The following is a 22,933-nucleotide window of genomic DNA, read 5'->3' as shown; positions in this document are numbered from 1 at the left end:
TCGGAATGGCGCAGATGACGAGCACGTGACGATGTCAGTTAGGTTCCGACGCGCGTGGCCGGCGCCAGTAACATCTCGAGTCTCCTCAGTACGTCGTCAATATCATAAGGTTTAGCGATAAACTCGGCGCCGTCAGGAAGGCTCTTGGGCGTTGGTTCCCCATTACCTGAAACGACCAGAATAGCTGCATCGGGATAATGAACACGCGTGACTCGAGCCAAGGCACAACCGTCGACATCTCCGGGCATGTCGATGTCGGTAACAAGGCCCACGATAGTCTGACCTTGTCCCAAGATGTGGATACCGGCATCGCCGGTACCTACCTCAATCACCGTGTATCCTGCATCTTCGAATGTATCCACCATCAGCATTCGGATTAGCGATTCATCCTCAGCCACGAGGATCGATTGTCGGCAAACAGGCAAATCGGACATGTCGGTTCCTTGGGCCGGACCGAAGCCAGACGCTGATATAACGCCTCAACGTGGGGCGATAAGTGTGAATCTAAGTCCGCTGTGACAGTAGTCTGCCTCTACCTTGCCTCGGAACTCGCTTGCAAGATTGCGATCCAGAATTCGCGAGCCGAAGCCGGTACGGGTCGGAGCTTGAACCTCTGGACCGCCGCTTTCGTTCCAGAAGAACCTAAGTTCGCGATCAGTTACTGTCCAACGGACCTCGACTTTTCCGCAGGAATTTGACCATGCACCGTATTTTGTCGCGTTCGTGGCAAGTTCGTGAACGGCCAGCGCCAAGGCCAGTGCTTCCTTCGCAGACAATGGGACTTCAGGCCCAGAGCAGTGCGCACGTTCTTCCGGCGCGTGCGGCTTCAATGCCTTGTCGACTACGTCGTGTATCGAAGCCGATTGCCAGGCGGTTTGAACAAGCAAACCTTGGGCATTGCCTAACGCAACCAAACGTGCGGTGAACGCAGCAAGACTGCTGCGATCAAGAGCCGCAAAGGTTTGCGCCGCAATTGCTGAGACTACTGCAAGGAGGTTCCGAACACGATGGTCAAGTTCTTCGGTGAGCAACTCCCGCCGGGTTTGGGCTTCTTTTGCCTCGGTTATGTCCCGCGAAATCGAAAGAAGGTGGCTTGGGCTCGCTCCGCCTTGACCAAAGATCGGCGTAACCGTTACGTCCCACCAGCGGGGATTGCCGCGCAGGGTGTTTGCCATCCCTGTGAATTTACCGGTCTGGCCCGCTTTTGCAGCCTCAAGGGCACCAAGCGCCAACGGATGATTCTCGCCAGCCCAAAAGGATGTCCAGTCACAGCCTTGCGCGGTGTTGAAATCATCAACTTCCATAACGTTCAGCCCGCCGTTGTTCATGAACAACAACTTGCCCTGTAGTGACAGCACCTTGATACAGTCACTGCTGGCGTTCAACACACTCTCGAGGAACGCCGCCGACTCAATATCGAAATCGACCATTCTGTAGCTATGGGGACTCGCTGTGGGACCTAATTCGCTTGGCGAATCAACCACAAGGGAAGCCAGCAATCTCTGACTTCGCCAGCCTATGTCGCCTAATATTTTGGCACGTGCAGATCATGGCAACAGAACTTTCACAGAAGGCCGTTATCGCAGCGGTATGGTGTGGCCCGCAAGGAATATCGTGTGGCCATCGTCGAATCGTATCCTGCATTCGGATCGCGTTACCGTTAGCCCGGTCGCGGCTGCGAGCTGCATCGGTAGTTCTTCGGGAGGTATGAGCCGGGACGCCTGATAAACTCGAAATCCTGGCACGTCTTGGGACGGTGCGCTTTGTGAAAGGTTGCCGCCGCGCGGAATTCTTAGAAGAGCGTTGGCGGCGAGATTTCCGAGAATCTCTTCGCAGCCAGGGTCATTGCTCATCATTATCGCGACAGGTATTTGATCAAGCAGTTCCCACAGATCAGCGCGGTCAAGACTGACCAGTCCGCCTGTTTTTGCAAGTCCCTCGATAGTTTCACGAAGACCCTCATGCAGATCGGCATGGAGGGTTTGCAGCAACTGGTACAATGTGCACCCTCCCAGTCATCCGGACAAGGCGACAAGACTTATGAATTTCCGCTAAATTTCGCAAGTCCAAATAAACTACCATGTTTCAATGTGCTAAGCGAAAAATGCTCCCAAATGTTTGATCGATTTTGAATGGATTTCGTAGCACTAAGGCTCAATCAAGATCGGCAGTGTAGTAGATCATTTTTAAAGCGCACGTTCTCTAGACAGAATTGCAGCACTAACACTCAGCGAAAAACTTACGCCCACCCTCGTTCACAAAATGAAAGCAGCGAGCAGCACCAACCCTTTATTTCTGCGATCGCCACACCATGCAACTGCCTCTCCGTGAAGGGAAGCAATCTGTAACTGCCAACATTGCAGCGGTTCGGATGGGCGAGCGAATGCAGCCACACTGGCGTCGGTCGTCGATAGAGAAAGGATCGCCGCGCCCGCTACAAATCTGCAGTTCCGGGTACGCCGACATACCGAAACGTCTCCTTTTATGGAGCAGAGTGGGATAGCGGACGTTTAACACGCCAACCTGGCGTGTCTGCTTCGATCCCAAACGGTAGACGTTCCTGATGCATCAAGGCGATCGCAAAGGCAGTCATTCGACTCTCACGAGATGTGAGCATTGAGGCTGCTTGTCATGTTGAACTGAGGGTGGATATCGCGACCCCGTTCGCTGAGGCTCGGCTCAGTTGGCCGCGAGCCTAGTAGACCGCGCACTCCCATCATCGTCGGCGCACCCGCAGGTAGCGGAAGGCCAAGCGGCTGATTGATCGCTCTATATCTTACCAACATAAGTAAGTATTGTCGCGTAATTACAACGGGAATCGCTGGAACCGTGTGTATGTACGACCCGCGACCCGAAGGGCTCTGGGCAGTGATGCAAAGAGCTCCTCGACTTCAGGGGCAGCTCTTCTAGCGAGGGGCTGCCTCTTTTTTGATTGCGAGGTAGCGTTGCCGGTCGTGTCAACGGTGACGTTTAGTCGATTACCCTTGACCGGAGGAGCCAAAGGCATGGCATTTTGGTCCCTCGCTAGAATTTACTGGCGTATTTGCACCCGCGCAGTGCCGCGTATCACCACGGGAAGGTAGAGCCCAGCACCCGTTGCCTTCAGCCTCCCAGTTTGGATGTCAGTAATGTTTGCCGCAATGCTGAGATTGCCATCTTGTCTATGTGCCAATGCTACATCGATTTTGGAGCGGAGAGAGCGAAAATCATTCGCGAAATTCTGCCTCAGTTCATTGGCGATCAGCTCAGATAACCCAGGAGAATTAGCCAATTCCAAGAGAAGGTTGGCGCTTAAGGAGTCGGTGACTCCGCTGACCTGAAGATCGGTAAAACTCACCGCGGCGCTATTTGGTTTGTTGACCGGCGTTGCGGTAAACCACACGGTTCCCCTGGACCGGGTTCCTGCCGCTGTCGTGGCACTAAATTTCAGCCCGACAGCAATCTTGTCTTTGCCTGTGGCATACATGGTCACTTTATCGAATTTCGCCATAACCAGTCCGATACTTGGAAGATCGAACGGTTGCTTTTCGCGTCTGGCTAGTGCGCGTGCCAGTATCGGTTCCAATGTACGATAGTCAGCAATCACAGGAATGTTTAGTCTGAATGTATTGGCGGCGGCGTCACTTTGCACAAGCGGCGGTAGAGGCACGCGTGCGGGGTCAGATGGACGATCACCGACGAAGGTTTCTGTCTTTGCTGTGAGCCTCAATCGAAGGCTTAGCCTGCCATTTTCAATCTCATATCCACTGTAATGGACTTCTTCCGGGGTCACCCGCATCCAAACCGGCGGGTTTTTCTCGTTAAGAATTATTGACGTAAACGCAGAATTCCAAGCTGCCTCTGCCTCGCTTCGCAGCGGCAATTTGGACAGTTCGCTTGCCAAGGACTTTTCGAACTTGGCAACGACTGCTTGTAATTTGGCATCAGCAGCGTTGCTCAAATCGATACGCTGACCAAGAAAATCAAGGTGCGGAGAATCCGTCCAATTATAGTCGATGTCCACTTTGCCGCTGACGGTCCATTGTTGAGAGACATTTAAACGCAATTTAACTCGCACAACGGCTCGCGCCTGGGCTGTTTCCTGCTTTAAAATTCCCCCGATATCCTTGGCGCGGATCGTAGCGGAAACCGGCATCGTCGCAAAAATATCCTTGCCGCGTCCGGTAACGCTGATCTTGCCGCGGGTGACCTCGCCGACAATTCGACATTTAATGTTCGGGGTCTTCAATTTGACGACCAGGACTTTTACCTTCTTCGAAGGGACACAGACCTGCTCGGGTCTGTCAACGGACCAGAGCTGTGTGGGGATTTCCCGCTCGAGATTTTTCGATAGCCTTGTTAAATCAGCACCAACTGGCAGACTTATGGTCGATTGACCTACTTGGCCGACAAACTCTTCGTTGGACCGCGGAGGTGCCTCGTTCGAGATATTGCCACGATCACGAAGGAGCCCAAAGCCGACGAAAATTACAAGCAGCACGGCTGCGGTCGTCAGCGCAACTTTTCTCACATGGCGCCCCTCTCACAAGTTTGAGTGAAACTCTCTCCAGCAATCCAAATGAAAACAGACCGCAATTCCTGCGATAATCTGATGCCGATCAGGGTCAATCGCGAATGCGTAACTGACAAAAATCCTGTCTACATAATTCAGATAGTTATGATGGGATTTACGGCATTGCGGTGGGACGTAATCGATGATTCTGAACTCTACTCGGCGAAGCTCAGTATAAGCTGGACATTTGCTCCGACACGCAATGCTTGCGAGCCATTGGCCGGCTTTCTTAATACTCAGAAATCTCAGGCAAGCCCTGTGACCTTGAAGGCGTAGATCCGGTTTGGTGTGGAGCATCAGACTGATTCATTAAGGCGATAATCTACCTGCAAGCCAACATGACTGTAGGGCCGGTTTCCAATATTGGATCATGAGTTTGTTTGTCGGCTTCTTCGGGGGATGCTGATGGCGGCTTCGCGCCCCGATTTCGGACATTTGAGTCCTCCGCCGATTGCCTGAAGGCGGGCATGGTACGACGAGGTTCTGGTTTTGGCCGCGGGATGCCTGATCTGGAAAGCCTCCCGTTGCGGATTGTAAATCTGCCGGAGAGTATCATTGAGCGCCCTGGTCCGGTACGACGTTTAATTCATTGGGAGCGCCTCCCACTGCTTGGTAGAGACCTACAATTGTTGCCAATTCATCGGCTCTCACCTGAACTAGGGACAACTCCACACCCAGCAAAGCGCGCTGTGCATCGACCTGCTCGATATAGGGCGTGTACCCCGCACGGTAGCGGTTGCGCGCATGGCGAAGCGCATCCGCGACGGCGGCCTTCTGTCCTTCCAGCGCTACCTCCTGCTGCTTCAGATTGGCGAGCACCGCCATACGATCCTCTACTTCGCGGAAAGCGTCGAGGACGGTCGAGCGATAGGCCCAGGCGGCCTGGTCGCGTTGCGCCGTCGCCACGTCGAGTTGGGCCTGAAGTTTCCCGCCCTGGAAGATCGGCGCAAGAATGCTGCCTCCCAACGACCAGATACTGATCGGATCGGCCAGAGGGTCGGACACGGCAAGTCCGGCAGTCGCCCCGAGGTTGATCGAGGGCATGAAATCGGCTCGGGCCACGCGCATTTTCGCGTCGGCTGCGGCGATGCGATATTCCGCAGCCGCAACATCGGGACGGCGCCGAAGCAGCTCGGAAGGCAGGGTCGCCGGGGCAGAGGGACGGCGCAGCCTCTCCAGCGTTCCTCCTCTCTTGATCGCGCCGGGCAGTTCGCCGGTCAGGACCGATAGGGCATTTTCCTGACGCGCAATTTGCGTTTTCAATTGCGGGACAAGCTGCGCGGTGGCTTGATATTCTGCATCTGCCTGCCGCAATTCGAGCTGCGAAGTATAGCCGACTTCGGCCCGGTCGCGCGCGAATTTTCGGGCTTGGCCGCGCGCTTCCAGTGTCGCTTCGAGCACTTCCAGCCGCTTGTCGAGCGCCAGCAGGGTAATGTAGCCGCTTGCGGCCGCCGCGCTCACCGAAAGGCGCGCGGTCTCTTCGTCGGCAGCGCTCGCCGCAAGGCTTGCCTTTGCTGCACTCACGCGCGCGGCGTTCTTGCCGAACAGATCGACTTCGTATGAGGCTCGGAAAGCGGGCTGCGCGGCGACGGTAGTTCGGGCCTGGCCGAAAGGAGAGACCTCGCGCTGAACGCCGCCTTCCACGCCGACGCCCACCGAAGGAAGCAGGTAGCCGCGCGAACCCATCTCTGTCGCACGCGCTTCCTCGACGCGGGCCGCGGCAACCTGCACATCGGGATTATTGAGCCGCGACTGCCCGACGAGATACGATAGCTGTGGGTCGCCAAAGCTGTTCCACCAGTCCCTGTCGACCGTAGCAGTGACCTCAAGGCTGGTGCGCCATTCGGTCGGCGGAGAAGCCGCGGCACCGAGTGGGGCCTCCTGCAGCGCGGGCGCGCAGGCAGAGAGAGCCAATGCGGTTGCGGTTAGCAGAGCGAAAGATTTGCGCATAACCTTCAACGCTCCAAGTGGACAGTCGCGACGACAGACATGCCTGGACCCAGACGTCTGGCCGCTTGCTGTCCCTCATCGAGGACAATGCGCACTGCGATGCGCTGGGGCACCTTGACGAAATTGCCCGCCCCCGTGTCGGGCTTGACCAAGCTGAACTCGCTGCTGGCAGCAGGCGCGATGCTCTGCACGCGACCTTTGAGTTCAACGCCGCCAAGTGCATCGATTTCCAGCGTGGCGGGCTGGCCGACCGCCATTTTCGCGGTCTGCGATTCCTTGAAGTTGGCGACCACCCACAGATCATCAGGCACGACGTACATGAGCTGGGTCCCGGCAGTGACCAGCTGGCCCACGCGCGCGGTAACTTCGCTTAACCGGCCGGAACGCGGGGCGCGTATCTCGGTGCGCGACAATTCGAATTCGGCGAGGCCCTCGGTCGCTGCCGCTCCTTCAACCTGCGCTTCCAGCGCACCACGCCCGACAGTGACTGAACGCAAGTTTTCAACCGCAATGACGCGCTGTGCCTGCGCCTGTCTGACGCCAGCCTCCGCCTGTTGCAGCGCCGCGCGGGCTTGGTCACGTTCGCGCAGCGATACCGAGCCTTCATCGACCAGTTCAGCAATGCGGTTCATGTCCGCCCGCGCCTTCTGCAATCCTGCGCGCGCCGCCGCCACGGCAGCATCCTGCAGTTCGAGTTGTGCCTGAGCCGAACGCAGGCTCTGCGCGCTGTTCGCAAGCGTGGCCCGCTGGGCCGCGGTGTTGGCCGCGCCCTGCTGGACCTTTGCCTGAAAGGGCGCGCTGTCAATGCGAGCGAGCAGATCGCCCTCTTTCACCCGCTGGAAGTCCATCACCGGCACTTCGACCAGGTAGCCGCCGACCTGGGGACTGACGACCGTCGTGCGTCCCCGGACGTAAGCGTTATTGGTCGTCTCGTCCCCGCCTCCGAACGGTGGCAGGCCCCAGGAAAATAGCGCGGCGAGCACGCCGAGGAGGATAACCACAACGGCAACACCGATCCGGCGGCGCGAAGGATTGGGCGACCAACCCGTTTCGTGCTTGGTAGCAGGTGTTTCGTCCGGAACCATCTCGGCTTCTGTTTCAGCTTGGGTCGAATTTGTCATTGCCTAGTCCTTGCGAGCATGGCCTCCATGAAGGCCAGTTCCTTTGCAAGCGGGTTCCGCCCGCGGATCTTGTTGCTGAGCCACGGCACGAAGACAGCGGCGAAGGTTACCACTGACAAGGTGCCGATGAGGAAGAATACGTCGTTAAAAGCGAGCACCGCGGCTTCGCGGCCCACGTCTTGCGAGATGCTAGACGCTGCGGCTTCCCGTTGCAGAGCAGGATCGGACTGGAGCGGCGCGACGCGCTGTGCAGCATTGGTTAGGGCCTGTACGAGCTTCTGGTTGGCGAGTGTCAGCGTGCTCCCGGCATCGATGAGGTGCGTTTTCAGGCGGACAGTGTGGAAAGCAGACAGCAGCGAGATGCCTGCAAGTCCGCCCACCGATTGCGAGAGCGAAAACACGGCGATGAAGCTGATCACATAGCTCTGCCCCGCAGCCAGCGCGCGAAGCATACCTTCCATCATGATCGGCCCCATGGCGAAAACCGCGCCGAAGGCGATGGCGGCCTGAGTCAGGTAAAGATCCTGCGGCCGTGTCATCACCCCGGTCCGTGTGTCCGCGAACGCTGCAATGCCGATGACGAGGATCGCGAAGAGTACTGGACGGGTGAGGTCTTTCGGATCGAGCCGCACGACCGACAGTGCCATTCCGGCCAGGGTCGCCCCGGCGAGAATCCAGAAATAGCCGGTCAGCTGCTCGTTACCATAGCCCAGCGCGGCGAACATACCGCTGGCTCCGAAACCCTGTTCGGCGACAAGTATCCGCACGGTCGCGCCGATCAACGCCAAGGCAAGGATCGAGCGGCTCGAAAGCCAGCTAAGGTCGAGCATCGGGCTCTTGCGGTTGGCCTCGATAAGGAAGCACCCACTCAGTCCGAGGATGGCGACAACGAGCGCGTATCCGAGCCAAGGCGTGTCCCACCATTGGATACGCCCCTGGATCAGAAACGCACAAAGTGCCGCGACACCGATGATGAACAGCGCGATGCTAGGAATGTCGAGCTTCTCGAAGGTCTGCTTGCGAATGCCGGACGGCAGGCGCAGCAGGTAAACTATGCCGAAGCCAATCAGCGAAAGCGCGAACTGGAACTGAAACACATGGGTAATGTCGCCATCCACCATCAGCGCAGGCGAAATTGCACGGGTAAGCGGAAATGCCACCTGCGTGAGGCCCAGAGAAATCACCAGCCCCCCGACCCGCAAGGTCGCTGGAAGGCCCTGCATAAGGTAGTAGATGGCGAGCGCGGACAACCCGCTGGCCGTGATCCCCGCCAGCGCGCGAGCGGCAATTTCCAGGTAATAGCCGGGGCCGATCAACTGCACGAAGTTGGCCGCGACAAGCCCGCCCATGGCCCAGCGCAAGAAAGGTTGGATGCCGAACTCCTGCCGCACGCGGAAGAGCAGCATGCTCATCGTGGCATAGGTGGAGTAAAAAGCCACTGTCAGCCAGCCGGTCTCCACTGGCGTCAGCGCGAATTCGGCCTGCAAAGCTGGCGAGTTGGCGATGAGGAAGCCGTTCTGCGCTCCGCCTACCAGCCCCATGAATACGCCGATCGCCAGGTAGGCCGCACGCCGCGCCGGGGGGTGGTCCGGATTGGCCGGGGAGCCGGGGAGGATCGGCATCTCGTGCGGCTTGAAGCGGTAGCCGTCCACTTTGTCGGTCAGGTGTCCGCGTTCCGTCATAGCGCGAGCGATCCCTCGACCAGCGTGGCTTCGAGCGCCGCAGCGAAGGTCGCGTCGTCCTCGATTCCATCGACGAGCTTGCCAAGGCGTTCTCTCCGGGCGACCGTGCTGGCGGCAGAGTAGATGAAGTTCGCTACCCGGAACTGGAGATGCGCGGGTTCCTCCGAGCGCTCTTGCGCCGCGGCGCGAGCCAGTTCCATGAAGTGGCGGTGAAGCGGTAAGGAAAGCCTTTCGAGCAGCCACTGTGAACGGTCGCTATCGATCGTAATGTCGCGCAACAACAAGCGCGGGACTTCTGGGCGATCGAGGAGATAGGCCAGGAAGGTCCGAGCCGAATGTCCTAAGCGATCATGGGCCGTCCTGGTTTCCATGTCTTCCAAAGCACTCTCTAGCGCCTCGCGCAGGTGTTTGGCCGCTTGCGTGACGATGACCTTCCACAAGCCGAGCTTGCCCGCGAAACGATAGGAAATCAGGGCAACGTCCACTCCAGCGTCACCTGCGATCTCGCGCAGCGATGTCGCTTCGAAGCCCTGCGCGGCAAAGCGTTGCAGCGCGGCGCAGGCGATCGCCGTGCTCGTGTCCGTGTCTGTCTCGGTGGGGCGCCCGCGCCTCCGTCGTTCAGTCATTGCTCGTTCCTTGTGCGGCGCAACATAGGGCCGCGCGAGAGGATATTCAATACTTGTTGAATAAGCGGGCACGGACGGTCGCTATCCCCACGCGGAGCGACCAATAAATCTTTGGATAACCTCGATCCAGGAACGGCTCCGAGGCGCCGGACCAAGTTCCTTGAAACTGAAGTGCCCGCCGCTTGTTGAGATGGCGAAGCGCCGTCAAAGGACGCCGCAATCTTCATCTACGAGAAAAGGACTAGCTGCATGAAAATCCTTATGGTTCTCACCAGCCACGACAAATTGGGAAACACCGGGAAAAAGACCGGCTTCTGGCTCGAAGAATTCGCCGCGCCCTTTTATGTGCTCAAAGACGCAGGCCACGATATCACGCTGGCGAGCCCTGCAGGCGGACAGCCGCCGCTCGATCCGAAGTCCGACGAGATCGACGCGCAGACCGACGCAACCGAGCGATTCAAGCAAGACAAGGACGCGCAGGCACAGCTCGCGATCACCGAGAAGCTTGCCGAAATTGACATCGCAAAGTTCGACGGAGTGTTCTATCCGGGTGGCCACGGTCCCTTGTGGGATTTGACCGAAAGTCCGGAGTCCAAGGCCATCATCGAAGGCGCACTCGCATCGGGCAAGCCCGTTGCGCTCGTGTGCCACGCCCCTGCCGTACTAAAAAACGTGACCAACGCTGACGGAGAGCCCGTGGTGAAGGATCGCACAGTGACCGGCTTCACCAATGAGGAAGAAGATGCAGTCGGCCTGACCGATGTAGTGCCTTTCTTGCTCGAGGACGTGCTGAAGGAACAGGGCGGTAAATTTACGAAGGCAGGCGTCTTCGAGGTCCACGTTGTCGAAGACGGCTTGCTGATCACCGGTCAGAATCCGCCCTCGAGCGAGCAGGCGGCGAAAAAGCTGCTCGAAGCCCTCGCCGACACGGACTAGCGGCGCTCAGCGTTCCCAGTTTAGCCTGGTCGCTCCATCCGGTCGGGCTCGGCAAGTTCTTCCAGCTCCTACGGTCTGATTGTGCTTCTAGGGCACCTTTACACCATACTTAGGCAAATGCGGTCCGTCAGCAACCGGGCCAGATTCCCTCCCAGGTATTGCACTCAATTGGCCCCACCCGGTTTTCTCCTGTTCCGGCACCATCTCGAAAATCCAGGGTGCAAGGAACACTATCAATGCCGTGCCGTTGCATTGAGTGAACCCCTACAGAGATCGTCGAATGACGCTGTGCAGTCGCTGAAGCACTCATCAAGCTGCTTGCGAACCCTTGGAAAGCAACACATGCCCCAGATTACAACAGTCAATCCCGCTACCGATAAGGTCGTCGCTTCATACGAATTGATGGACGCTCCGCAGGCGTTCGAGAAGATCGAAGCAGCGCATGCGGCGTTCCGCGACTGGAAAAGGAAAAGTCACGAAGAACGCGCACCGTACCTGCGCAATGTCGCCAAGTTGGTGCGCGAGCGTTCTGCGGACCTTTCCGCCATCATGACCCGCGAAACTGGCAAGCTTCTTCGCGACGGCGCTGCCGAAGTTGAAATCTGTGCGCGCATTTTCGAATATACCGCAGACAACGGTCCCGATGTGCTGGCCGATGAAGAGCGCAAGCATAGCGGCGGAAAGAAGCGCGGCGTCGTGACGTTTTCACCGATCGGGGTGATTTACAGCATTCAGCCGTGGAATTTCCCGGTCTATCAGCCCGTCCGTGTCCTCGCCGCCAACCTGATGGCCGGTAACTCCGTTATTCTAAAGCACGCCTCGATCTGCACGGGCAGCGGACTGATGTTGCGCGATATCTGCCTGGAAGCCGGTCTGCCGGAAGGGCTGTTCGATGTCGTCATAGTGAACCACGATGTCTCGGACGAAATTATCGCTCACGATCTGATACGCGGCGTCACAATGACCGGTAGTGATGGCGCGGGCCGCCATATCGGTCAGGAAGCGGCGAAGCATCTCAAGAAAAGCGTCTTGGAGCTGGGATCCAACGACGCATACCTAGTGCTCGAGGATGCCGATATCGACCTTGCGGTCAAAACCTGTGTGCAGGGGCGCCTATACAACAATGGTGAAACCTGCGTCTCGGCAAAACGCTTCATTGTTACCGAAGCGGTCTATGACGCCTTTACCGATGAATTCGTCGGACAGATGAAAGCGATCAGGCTGGGCGATCCGACTGCGGAAGAAACCCAGCTTGGCCCGGTTGCCAGCCAGGAACAGTACGACACACTGTCCAGGCAGGTAAAGGAAAGTCTCGAGGGCGGCGCCGACCTGCTTTGCGGAGGCGTTCCTGACGGCGGCGTAGGAAGGTATTTTCCCGCGACCGTGCTGGCAAATTGCACGCCGGGCACGCCGGCATATGAGGACGAACTGTTCGGTCCGGTCGCCTCCGTAATCAGGGCAAAGGATGACGCGGATGCGATGCGCATCGCGAACGACAGCCGCTACGGTCTGGGTGGCGGCATCTTCACGAAGGACGAAAACAAGGCAGTCCGCCTGGCGCGTGATCATTTCGACACCGGCATGGTGCGGATCAACTCCTTCGGAACCGCCGATCCGAATATGCCGTTCGGAGGCGTCAAGAATTCGGGGTTTGGCCGCGAACATGGCGGCCTCGGCATGAAGGAGTTTGTGAACGTGAAGGCAATTTACCTGCCCTAGCGCCAGCGCTTACTGCTGGCGCAAGTACACAGCCTGCCGGCGACATCAATGGAAGTGGACAAACACTTATGAACATTCTTATCGCCGGAGCGACCGGCAAGACCGGAACACGGCTCGTTCGCGAACTAGGCTCGCGTGGACACAACCCGATCGCTTTGGTTCGTGAAGGCTCGGACACCAGTAGCCTGCCATCAGACGTCGAACTTCGCGAAGGCGATTTGACCGATTTACAGGACGGCGTTTGTGAAAACTGTGACATCGTGATTTTTGCGGCCGGTTCCGGCGGCGATACCAGCGCCGAGATGACCGACAAGGTTGATCGCGACGGAGCCAGGCGGCTGATCGATCTCGCCGTGAAAGCGGATGTACAACGCTTTGTAATGCTCAGCAGTGTCGGTGCCGACAATCCGGCCGAAGGCGGAGAAATGGAGCACTACCTGCAGGCCAAACATGACGCTGACATGTATCTCCGAGCATCGGGCCTGAAATACGCGATTGTTCGGCCCGTCGCCCTGACTGACGCGGACGGCAGCCGAGAAATACGGCTGGGTACTGAAGTCGACGAAAAAGGTGAGGCTGCTCGCGGGGATGTGGCATTCATCCTCGCCAACGCGGCCGATAGTGAAAGCTGGATGGACGTGACTGCATTGATGGAGAGCATTTAAACGGCAGGCGTTTGCTGCCCCCCCCATCGATGTTTCAATGAAATTTGGGTGCAAGGCCGGTTTCAATAAGGTGGAGCGAGCCTCGGGACGGCGGCTTTGTCGGCGGATTCAGCCACACTGCCGTCGGTCGTCGATAGACAAAGAAGCGCTGGGCCCGATACAAATCTGCAGGCCCGGGCACGTCGACAAAGCCGTCATACCAAGTGCCAATAAATGCGGACTTTAGCTCGCGACTGTTTCCACTTTCCGTGCTGGCAGCGAGCAGGCGGACAAGCATAGAAACAGTATTCCGCCGATGATGACCTGAGGTTCCGGGAGAACCAGCCAAGCGGCCGCGAAGAAGCAACTCATGGCCAGGTTGATCACAGCCACGAACATTCGGCTGCGCAGCCCCGCCCCAATCCCAACCGTCAAAATTTGCGGCGGCGGCCAAGATAATGGCAAACCCGGAACCGACGAACCAAAGCGCGTCGATCGTCCAGTTGGGATATACAAGAGGCGTAATGGCGATGTGCGCCGCACCCAACAGCCCGGCAGCAATCGCCAAGGCCCGCGCCAAGGTCTGGATACGCATCAACCAAACTCCCGCTGGGCGCCAATCAGTCGGGAAGCGGCAACCGCGACCACCAGCGCCATCATCAGGACCGCGAGATCCTCCAAAATCAGCGCAAAATAAAGATCAGCTATCGGAGTCGGAACGCTACTTAGCCTGATCGATATCGCCATAGCCGCCAGCACGGCGATCAATGGCGTGGCCAAGCTGATTGTCGCACGGTATCCGAACCTGGCCGTGGCGAGAGCGCCAACCACAAATAACAGCGCAGTCGTATAGCCCAAAGCCTCTAGGGCCAACGCATCGGTCACGGACATGCGCCCTGCGAAACGGATGTTCATCGCTGCCCACCCCATCGCTCCTCCGATCAACACGCCGCGTGCAATGCCGTGCACGAAGCGTGGCGAAGCAACGCGCGCTCTGACGGCCGCAAGAACGCAGCCTGCGGCGAAAAGCAAGCGCTCGGCTTCGGGGACGTGATCGAGTTCGGCAGCCATAGCCTCGAACCATGCCTGCCGCTCGGGTGGCGCGATCTTGATGGCAAGCGCGATCAAACCTCGCGTGCGTGATTTCCGCCTCGAAGTCATACTGCAAATCCCTTGGAATGTTGTGGAGTGGGCGCGTCGCCCGGCGCATTGTCTCGGGCAAGCGCCAGTCCGGAAGCGGTCAGGCGATACGCATGACGGGGCGGCCGCCCCTCATGTGGCGAAGGAACCCATCTTGCTTCGAGATTACCCTGATCGCAGAGTCGGATCAGCATAGGATAAAGCGTTCCCGATGCGATGCCGGTCCGCTCCATCAAGTCATAACCATAATGCCAATCGCGCGGCCGTTCGCATAGCGCCGCCAAAGCGGTACGGGTCTGTCTGGAGATGTTGGAGCGTCTAGCCATTCGACTCATCTACATATGTAGAGTTTCGATTGCAAGCATGCTGATCGGGTTTATGCCGCACAACGGGGAAATCGGATCGACGCTAGGGAATTGACGTTGATCCGCCATGCCCCTTTACATGACATTCCAGTCGTCTTTCTGGGATATTCGCAGTCCTAATGGCTGCCGGTTAAGGGCGCACAACCCTGCCTTAACGAACAGCCGGTTTCAGGCGATAACAGCGAGCTTGGGGATAACCGCTTGGTCGGCGAGTCCGGCCTGTCGGCAGCTTATCGCTCTCTTCGGAAAATATCTGCCGTTCTGGACACAACCAAATCGCGGACATTATTCAACGGAAAGCGATTTTGCGACGCGAACGGCGAAGCTTTGGAACGCCCGGGTTTGTTTAGCGTAGAAGGGTATGGAACGCTATTTCTTCAATCTTGCAGGCGCAATCGTTGACCCTGACGACAAGGGGATGGAGTTGCTGAATTTATCCGATGCACGCATTATGGCGGCCCGGCATGCTGGCGAGTATCTGCGAGACCGCCCTGAAGTCGCATGGCTTAGTAATGAGTTTCGGATCGAGGTGACCAACGCTGATGGTCTGGTTCTTTTTACCTTCATTGCGTTTGGTGTTGATGCTCCCGCGGGCCAAGGGACGTGATCACGATCCTTGATCGATAGCAAAATGCTACGACATCCCGCCGGTGAAACTCCCCCCCCCCCCGAAATTCCTGATACCCTTCAATCGTTGCCCAATGTTTTATGATGAACATACGGCCGGTTTCAGGTGAAAAGAGGGAGCTGGGGACGACCACTTCATTAGCGGATGCAGTCATACTGCCCTCAGTTGAGCCGATCGGCAGCTATTCGCTATTTGTGCAACAAATCTGCCTATCCGGAGACGACCCGTTCCCGACGTTCAATGTTGGGCGATAACGATTCAAAAGCTGACGTAGACATCGTTCACCTATTCATGTTTAAGTCGGGAACGGACCACACTCGAGCAACTTGCAATGGAGGTTTGTATGTTGCGAAATGATTGGCATTTGCTCGCGGCGACACCCTTCTTGTTCGCCAACGGCGCGCCTACTTCAACTACCGAAATCGAGGTCGACAACCCAACCGTCACCATCACTATTGATGGACGGCTGACCACGATGGAAGTAGTTCCGGATGGACCAAATAGTCCAATATTGAATGCACGGGTCGCCGATCAGTTAGGCAAAAAGGGCAGTCTCGTTAGTGGGCGACATATGGTCGGTCGCACGGCAGTTTCCGCATCGTCTAACATGGCGCGAATAGACTTTGGTGACGGCAGGAAGGTCAAACAAAGGCTCTTCTGGTTCGATCGCGACTGGACCGAGATTGCTGAAGGTCGAATGGGACCTGCGCTATTGCCCGAAGACATCGTTACCTATCGCTTGGGCGAAAGGCACGTTGGAGAGCGCCTTCTCACGATACCCTTCAGGAAACACGGCCTCGCAGGTTTCCGGTCTGAAACCGTGATAGACGGCGTCACTGTCCCAGTAATCTTCACCTTTGATCGGCCTGAAACGATGGTGACAGCCACAACAGGGGCGCTGCTGGCGACCGCATACGGAGGTCGAATGGTTGGACCTGCACAGGACCTCAAGCTTGAAATGGGTTTCTTCAGGCCAGTTCGACGGATGGAATTTCAAAAGCCTATAGCCGTAGGCGAATTGGCCTTAACTAGTGTGGTCGTCCGAACCACCGAAATGGGTTCTACCGCCAGTATTCCGGACGACAATCAGGACCCTAGTGAGATCGTCGTTTCAGCCGAGAGTAAGCGCAAGGCGTCTCACGGGATTTTCGTCGGAAGGTCCAGTTTCGCCGATTGTTCAAGCCTGACCTTCGACAAGCAGCGCGAAGAGATACGCTTCTCTTGCCTCTAAGCGACACGACCGTTCAGTTGTGATCGCGCCTAGCACGATTCAACGACTTGAGCCTAAAAAGCTGCCTCCTTTATCGTTAGCATTGTGCGTTGCGATGGCGTCAGCTTACAAACCAGTTGTCGCTCAGTCGTTCGATCTGGAGAGTGCGGCAGAGGTAACGAGCCAGCCCGGTATTGTCGTTGATCTGAGAATCGGCAGAACCAACTGTTCGGATGCCAGCGTGGAACCCACCATATCGAACGAGATCATTGTCTGCGCACCGGCAAGCGATCCGGATCGATTTCTGCTACGAAGCCGGGTGGAAGCGCAGAGCGACTATGCCGCGAGGACAATGGATGCTGGCGAGCCAAGGGCGCCAAATCTTGCGCCTCCGCCGTGTGTGCCAACCTGGCTGACATGGTGCCCGAAATTTGGTTCAGCAGTATCGGAGGTGGAGGCGACTGATGTAACAGAACTGCCCGTAGCCCCAGCGGGATCAGATGCGGATCGGATATCACGAGGACTTGCACCTCAAGACTATTGAGCGCTCACCAAGGTCTACAGCATGCCCGCTTTAAAGTAAGCTCCCGTGAAAACCCGCCAGTCGCTTTCCACCACATTTCTGACATTCGACTGTCGATAGCATTTCGCCGAAAGCGGACATGTCAGCTAAGCCAACATTTCGAATAAAAGTTGTCGTTCCGGACACGACGACTTTTCTGTCATTGTCGCCGCTTGGCCATATCGTCAAAAGCAGAAACGTATGTGGCTCCAAAGTTAGGTAATATTGATGGCGATCTCACTCTACGACCTCAGTGTGCCAACCTTTCTCCAGACAGTCAGAGCGATCGGAGCATTCCTTGATCGTACCGCTATGTATTGTGTCGAATTGAGCTATGATGCCAATGACTTCGTCAACGCGCGCCTCTTCGATGATATGGCACCTTTCCATTTCCAGATCGAAGCGGCATGGCATCATTCCGTGTGGGGTGTTGAAGCCCTCAAAACTGGTGCGTTTGCCCCTCCCGCTCTAGTCGGGTCTGTTCCTTTCGCTGATTTACGAGCGATGGTCAGCAAAGCCGAAAAGGCGCTGGAGGCTTTAACTCCTGACGAAGTCAATAGTTGGTCCACCAAAGAACTGAACATCGTGCTGCATCGACCGCGCGACAAGGAGGATGACTGGAGACCATGGGAGCCGCGGGCGATGGCCTTCACCCCTGAAGCGTTCCTCTTATCGTTCTCAATTCCGAATTTTCACTTCCACGCTGTTACCGCTTACGACATCCTGCGCTCACGGGGCGTGCCACTTGGCAAGCGCGATTACGAGGGTTGGCTGCGCATCAAATCTGATTAGGCCCATTTACTGCTGTTCGATCTTGTTTCCCAATAAGCGGACCGTCAGCTTCCCACGACATTCTTGCCATCCAACACCGATCTTCGCAGACCAAAAACAGCCATTCGGGGCGCTCAACGAGACCTGAACGTATGGCGGCTTTTAGGGAAAAAGAACGACCTGGGGACCGGCAGCTATGTCGGCGAATCCGGCAACTCAATTCACGTCAGCGCTAATATTCGGCTCATCGTTCTGTGCGTCGAATATCTGCCGTGCAAAACACGACCTAATGTCGGTGATTTGTTTGCTAATCGAGTGATATTCAAAGAGGGTATCTTTATAGTGTCCTTGCATTCACAAACTCTGGGACGCTGTAAACAAATTGAGCCAATGGCGAGGCTGATCTGGGTTCGGATAGGTTGGCATTCCGGCAGCAAGGTTAGACCTATTCGGCTGCGACAGCCAACGGGTACAAAATCAAATCTTCAATCGGCTCGGGCCGATGAAAAAGGTAGCCCTGCGCGTAATCCACTCCGAGCTCCCTAAGGCGGGAAAGGACCCCGTCGGTCTCCACACACTCCGCCACGATCTTGACACCCATAATCCGTGCCACATCAACGAAGCAGCTCATGGCAGCTGCATCCAGCGGGTCATTCACCAGATTGCGCACGAACTGTCCGTCGACCTTCAAGATATCGATCGACAAGGATTTCAGATATCCGAACGAGGCTGTACCGGATCCGAAATCGTCGAGCGCCATGCGTACGCCAAGCTGGCGCACACGTTCAATGAAGCTCTCCGCGTCGGCGATGTTGGTGATCGCGGCCGTCTCGGTGATTTCGAGGCAGATACGTCGACAAATCGATGCGTCCGCGCCGTTCAGAATGGTAATTGCTTCCTCGTGAAATGACCGATCACCGATGGACTGGCCTGAAAGGTTGATGCAAATTGTTTGGAGTGTAGAGAGGTCTGGTTGAGCCATCAGTAGGTCCATAACCTGTCTGAGCACCATCAAATCGATCCGTGAAGCAAGGTGGAATCGTTCAGCAGCAAGCAGAAACGCGCTGGGCTGGACAACGGTGCCGTCAGCTTCAATCATTCTTAGCAACACCTCTAGGTGGAGATTGTCGTCGCTTTCGTTGATAGGCACAATGCGCTGGGCAAATAAGCGGAATTGTCCTTGTTCGAAGGCATTCTCAAGGCGCGTCGCCCATTGCATTTCGGCTTGCCGCGCTAATAGGCTTTCATCCGCCTCTAACCAGGTGTGCACGCGATTTCGTCCTGCTTCCTTGGCCGCGTAGCATGACAGGTCAGCCGCCTTCATGATAGCGATTGAACTTTCCCAGCTGCGGTCAATGGGTACTAGGCCAATACTGGCGCCAATTCTGAAACGCTTTCCAGCATAATCGAAGCGGAAATTGTTCAAACAGCTACAGATCTGCTGGGCGACCCGTTCCGCGTTTTCTTGTGAGCAGTGATCCAGCAGGAGCCCAAATTCATCCCCGCCGAGACGGGCGATCGTGTCACTAGCGCGAGCCACATTCTTGAGCAGGCCCGCAACCTTTTGCAGGAGTAGATCACCAGCCAAGTGACCACAGGTATCATTCACAATCTTGAACTGATCCAAGTCGATGAACAACAGCGTATGGACGGTGTCATCGGCCAGCGCCTTGCTCAATGTGCGTTGCAAGCGAATCTGGAATTCCGTTCTGTTCAACAATCCGGTGAGGTCATCGTGCTGCGCGCGGTAATTGATTTCCTTGCTCTGGCGGAGTTGCTCGGTGACATCATGAAATACGAGAACTGCGCCCAGCATTTCGCCGGATTCGCTGCGGATGGGCGCAGCTTTGTCTTTAATGTTGAACTCCTGACCCTTGCGCGAAATTAATACTCTGTCATTTGCAACCTTTGTCACTTGACCTTGTAGAAGTGTGAGATTTATCGGATTTTCCGCTAAAAGCCGAGTTTCATCATTGATTACATGAAAGACTTCGCCGATCGGGCGACCCTTCGCATGAACCGACTCCCAACCAACCAAATTTGCTGCCACAGGGTTTAACCAAGTTACAATGCCCTGCGCATCGGTGGTAATCACTGCATCACCAATCGATTGCAGCGTGACGCGCAACAACTCGTGTTGTCCCGCAAGTTCCTCGACCATCAAGCGTTGGGTGGTGATATCCTGAATCGTACCGCGTAGTCCCGTTGTTTTATCCGTCCTGTCACGCGTTACCTCGCCGCGCGCATCGAGCCATCCGGTAGTACCGTCGGGCCTGACAAATTGCAGTTCCAGATTGTATGGGGTGCCATCGTGCAGTGCTTTTTCCACTGCGCCCTGCAGACCTGCCCAACTTTCAGTAGTGTAGAGTTCGGGATGCTGGGCCCAAGAAGGAGCCGCCAAGGCAGGATCGCGACCCATGATGCGGTAGGTTTCCGCCGACCAAGTTGTTGTGTCAGATGGTGCGCACCATTCCCAACTGCCGATACCGCCGAGACGCTGGGCTTCCTGCAACGATGCCTCGATTTTCTTCAGCGCTGAGACGTCGCTTACTTGAACTAGCAATCCGACCACTTCCCCGTCGACGATATGCGGCGCATAGAACGCAAGACTATGGCGATTTTCGCCGGCTGGACCGTGAATGATCCGCTCGAACGTCTGCTCCAGACCCATCAGAGCGCCATCGATATGGGGCTTGTTGAGCGCGAACAATTCCGGACCGAGCAGGTCGCGAATATTTGATCCAGCCAAGCCCGCTGAATCGACGCCAAACCATCTCTCGTAAGCGCGGTTGGCGAAGACACAATTTAGCTCGCGATCCCAATAAGCCATCATCGATGGCGCGTTGTCCACGATCAGACGCAGGCTGGTCTCGCTCGACTTAACACTGGCCATTTCGTGCTTCAGCCTCTGAACAGCCAGCCGACCTTCGAGTGCTTTTACCGCAGCGTCCGCAAGGCAGCACAAGGCTTCGCGCTGAAGGTCGCTGAGTTGCCGCGGATGACGATCGATCACGCATAGCGTCCCAATACAGGCACCATTGCTCAGCAGCAGCGGTGCGCCGGCGTAGAACCGAAGATTGGGAGCGCTGGTGACGAGGGGATTATCCGAAAAACGTGCGTCAACTGTCGCGTCGGGGATTTCCAGCAGTCGACTGCCAAGGATGGCGTGCGCGCAAAAAGATGCTTCCCGAGGCGTCTCGGCTACCCCTGGAAGGCCCATAGACGCCTTAAACCATTGACGTTCTTCGTCGACCAGACTGATCAAAGAAATCGGAACGTCGCAGATCAGCGCCGCAGCTTTGATCAAAGCGTCAAACTCCAGTTCCGCTGCCGTATCCAGAACGTCTAGATCCACCAGGGCCTTAATTCGCGAAATTTCGTTAGCTGGTTTTTGCGCCGCAGGCATGGTGACCTCAATCAGAAAATGAATAACTGCGGCTATGTGTTATTGGTTAATCTGTTGCTGGTGCTCGATCGGTAGTCTTACCTACGCAAAAATGAAATGTGTGTGCAGCGTCACCCAAACCCTCAGACTCGGTGACGGCCCTGCCACAATGAAAAGTTGGAAGCACGGTCAGAAAACGCGAGCCGACCGCTCTAAATTTGGCTCGGGAACCTCCGGCCTGGTCAAGGCGTCATTTAGGCATCTGAACACGCAGAAGGCCGCTAATCAGCTCTCTGCCAGTTGCCTCACTTGCTTGGGCATGAGCTTAGGGCAGGTTTCGACGGATCGATCTGCGCCCCAGAATTATTATTATTTCAGCAGAAGCTGTCGCGATGGCACAGGCCAATTATGTCGGCGGCTTATCTTCACTTCTGAACAAAACCTATCGTTCTGTTGTCGACCCAGTCGCTGCCATTGATTAGCACTTCTCAGAGGCCGTAAGCGGTAATAGAAATTCCTCGGAAGGAAGAGGTAGGTGCTCAAACGCTTTGCTGCTCTGATTTGCCTGATGGCCGCGCCTGTAACGGCACAGTCGTTGCCAAAGCCCACTGATTTCGAGAGTCGGTCGATCGACGACCACTCCCTCGGCACCATCGGTTGGCACCTTGATCAGCAAGAAGTCGAAGATGTCGGCCCATTGATCGTCTGGCTGCCCGGTTCCGGCGGAATGCCATATTTCCAGAGTTATGCCGATGGCTCAGTCGGTTTCTCCTTTCCGCCGGAGCTGCTCGCCTACCGTGATCAGGCGCATTTCCTTCTTGTCGACAAGCCCGGCATTTCCTTCCAGGCAGAAATGGAATTTGATGAGGAACGCCAGCGCCCTGTCGAGCTCGACAAGGAGATTTATCGGGACGGCTTGAGCAAGGACAACCTTGTTGCGCGCGCCGCTCTGGCAATCAAGGCCGCGCAACGGGAACTGGGTGTTAGGGCAACACGCCTTGTCCTAATTGGCGGATCGGAAGGAGCGCAATACGCATTCGCTCTCGCGCGCGAGGTCGACGCCCATCGTGTAGTTGTCTGGGGTGGGATCGCGCTGCCGCAATATTACGACCTGATCATCGACTACCGCTTGCAGGCCGAACACGGCGAGATTTCCCGAAGTGATGCCCAGTCCAAGATTGAAGACCTTTACGCAACCATCAGGTCGATAGAAGCAAACCCTTGGATACGACAAGCCGGTTCCAAGGAGAGGCATATCGTCGATGGTCGAGCTTCGGCCCTTATGCGGCGGTCGACGATATGCTTTTGCTCGATATTCCCCTGCCGCTGGTCCAAGGTGGTGCTGATCACAATGCGCCGGTTCTAAACAGCGATTTCGCTATGATTGCATTTCTGTCGGCCGGAAAGTCTAACCTTACGTATTGGGTTTACCCTGATTTGGATCACTTTTTCCAGAACGTCGATGAGAAACCTCCCTCGGACGAGGTCTCTCAAGCGAAGCAAGTTTGGGGCCGCATTTGGGAATGGGCGACCCGGTAAATACGTCGAAGCCGAGAATGCTGCGGCTATGATCTGCCGTTCCGCTATCCTCAAGGTTTTTAACGTTCCAGCTCCCTGGAGCTGGCTCTAAAAGCAGACCGAC

At 56.5% G+C, this 22,933-nt stretch carries 19 protein-coding genes; 7 read left to right on the top strand and 12 right to left on the bottom strand.

The window, feature by feature from the left end:
- Positions 1–38: 38 nt before the first annotated feature.
- The 8 genes from GRI65_RS13045 to GRI65_RS13010 form a co-directional block, all read right to left on the bottom strand.
- Positions 39–434 carry a response regulator gene (locus tag GRI65_RS13045; RefSeq protein ID WP_160756989.1) on the bottom strand — a complete coding sequence of 132 codons (396 nt, stop codon included), beginning with the start codon at positions 432–434 and terminating at the stop codon, positions 39–41.
- Between the two features lie 45 nt (positions 435–479).
- Positions 480–1,430 (bottom strand): sensor histidine kinase, encoded by a 951-nt coding sequence (locus GRI65_RS13040; protein ID WP_160756988.1) that lies wholly within the window; start codon positions 1,428–1,430, stop codon positions 480–482.
- Between the two features lie 147 nt (positions 1,431–1,577).
- A complete protein-coding gene (locus tag GRI65_RS13035) occupies positions 1,578–2,000 on the bottom strand; it encodes a hypothetical protein (protein WP_160756987.1) in 423 nt (140 codons plus the stop codon).
- 1,031 nt (positions 2,001–3,031) lie between these two features.
- Positions 3,032–4,510, bottom strand: a complete 1,479-nt coding sequence (locus tag GRI65_RS13030) for a DUF4403 family protein (RefSeq protein ID WP_332872654.1) — start codon at positions 4,508–4,510, stop codon at positions 3,032–3,034.
- A 594-nt stretch (positions 4,511–5,104) separates the two neighbouring features.
- A complete protein-coding gene (locus tag GRI65_RS13025) occupies positions 5,105–6,502 on the bottom strand; it encodes an efflux transporter outer membrane subunit (RefSeq protein ID WP_160756986.1) in 1,398 nt (465 codons plus the stop codon).
- Between the two features lie 5 nt (positions 6,503–6,507).
- Positions 6,508–7,623: an HlyD family secretion protein gene (locus GRI65_RS13020; protein WP_160756985.1), complete on the bottom strand. Its 1,116-nt coding sequence runs from the start codon at positions 7,621–7,623 to the stop codon at positions 6,508–6,510.
- Positions 7,620–9,305: an MFS transporter gene (locus GRI65_RS13015; RefSeq protein ID WP_160756984.1), complete on the bottom strand. Its 1,686-nt coding sequence runs from the start codon at positions 9,303–9,305 to the stop codon at positions 7,620–7,622. The genes GRI65_RS13020 and GRI65_RS13015 overlap by 4 nt, the downstream gene beginning before the upstream one ends.
- The gene (locus GRI65_RS13010; protein WP_160756983.1) at positions 9,302–9,931 is read right to left on the bottom strand and encodes a TetR/AcrR family transcriptional regulator; all 630 of its coding nucleotides are present in this window, start codon (positions 9,929–9,931) and stop codon (positions 9,302–9,304) included. The genes GRI65_RS13015 and GRI65_RS13010 overlap by 4 nt, the downstream gene beginning before the upstream one ends.
- A 249-nt stretch (positions 9,932–10,180) precedes the next feature.
- Between GRI65_RS13010 and GRI65_RS13005 the strand changes: the two genes are divergently transcribed.
- From GRI65_RS13005 to GRI65_RS12995, 3 genes are all read left to right on the top strand, one after another.
- On the top strand, positions 10,181–10,867 hold the full coding sequence (locus tag GRI65_RS13005) for a type 1 glutamine amidotransferase domain-containing protein (protein WP_160756982.1): 687 nt from the start codon (positions 10,181–10,183) through the stop codon (positions 10,865–10,867).
- A gap of 342 nt (positions 10,868–11,209) precedes the next feature.
- A complete protein-coding gene (locus GRI65_RS13000) occupies positions 11,210–12,586 on the top strand; it encodes an NAD-dependent succinate-semialdehyde dehydrogenase (protein ID WP_160756981.1) in 1,377 nt (458 codons plus the stop codon).
- A 68-nt stretch (positions 12,587–12,654) separates the two neighbouring features.
- Positions 12,655–13,251 (top strand): SDR family oxidoreductase, encoded by a 597-nt coding sequence (locus tag GRI65_RS12995; protein WP_160756980.1) that lies wholly within the window; start codon positions 12,655–12,657, stop codon positions 13,249–13,251.
- A gap of 34 nt (positions 13,252–13,285) precedes the next feature.
- Here the strand turns inward: GRI65_RS12995 and GRI65_RS12990 are convergent, their stop codons facing one another.
- The 3 genes from GRI65_RS12990 to GRI65_RS15405 are packed head-to-tail and all read right to left on the bottom strand — an operon-like array spanning position 13,286 to position 14,696.
- Positions 13,286–13,825 (bottom strand): hypothetical protein, encoded by a 540-nt coding sequence (locus tag GRI65_RS12990; RefSeq protein ID WP_160756979.1) that lies wholly within the window; start codon positions 13,823–13,825, stop codon positions 13,286–13,288.
- Positions 13,825–14,358, bottom strand: coding sequence for a hypothetical protein (locus GRI65_RS12985; RefSeq protein WP_160756978.1), 534 nt, complete (start codon positions 14,356–14,358; stop codon positions 13,825–13,827). Before GRI65_RS12985 ends, GRI65_RS12990 begins: the two co-directional genes overlap by 1 nt.
- A gap of 29 nt (positions 14,359–14,387) precedes the next feature.
- Positions 14,388–14,696: a PadR family transcriptional regulator gene (locus GRI65_RS15405; RefSeq protein ID WP_160756977.1), complete on the bottom strand. Its 309-nt coding sequence runs from the start codon at positions 14,694–14,696 to the stop codon at positions 14,388–14,390.
- 400 nt (positions 14,697–15,096) lie between these two features.
- Here GRI65_RS15405 and GRI65_RS12975 point away from each other — a divergent pair, with 400 nt between their 5' ends.
- The 3 genes from GRI65_RS12975 (at position 15,097) to GRI65_RS12965 (ending at position 17,927) form a co-directional block, all read left to right on the top strand.
- Positions 15,097–15,342, top strand: a complete 246-nt coding sequence (locus GRI65_RS12975; protein WP_160756976.1) for a DUF6894 family protein — start codon at positions 15,097–15,099, stop codon at positions 15,340–15,342.
- 364 nt (positions 15,343–15,706) lie between these two features.
- Positions 15,707–16,594, top strand: coding sequence for a hypothetical protein (locus tag GRI65_RS12970; protein ID WP_160756975.1), 888 nt, complete (start codon positions 15,707–15,709; stop codon positions 16,592–16,594).
- Positions 16,595–17,363: 769 nt separating this feature from the next.
- Complete coding sequence (locus GRI65_RS12965; protein WP_160756974.1) at positions 17,364–17,927, top strand: DUF1993 domain-containing protein; 564 nt, start codon at positions 17,364–17,366, stop codon at positions 17,925–17,927.
- A 424-nt stretch (positions 17,928–18,351) separates the two neighbouring features.
- Here the strand turns inward: GRI65_RS12965 and GRI65_RS12960 are convergent, their stop codons facing one another.
- The gene (locus tag GRI65_RS12960) at positions 18,352–21,312 is read right to left on the bottom strand and encodes an EAL domain-containing protein (RefSeq protein WP_160756973.1); all 2,961 of its coding nucleotides are present in this window, start codon (positions 21,310–21,312) and stop codon (positions 18,352–18,354) included.
- Between the two features lie 514 nt (positions 21,313–21,826).
- Between GRI65_RS12960 and GRI65_RS12955 the strand changes: the two genes are divergently transcribed.
- Positions 21,827–22,657 (top strand): hypothetical protein, encoded by an 831-nt coding sequence (locus GRI65_RS12955; protein WP_160756972.1) that lies wholly within the window; start codon positions 21,827–21,829, stop codon positions 22,655–22,657.
- Positions 22,658–22,933: the final 276 nt, after the last annotated feature.

The organism is Allopontixanthobacter sediminis, assembly GCF_009828115.1.
Lineage (GTDB): Bacteria > Pseudomonadota > Alphaproteobacteria > Sphingomonadales > Sphingomonadaceae > Allopontixanthobacter > Allopontixanthobacter sediminis.
This window is presented reverse-complemented; position numbering and strand designations above follow the sequence as displayed.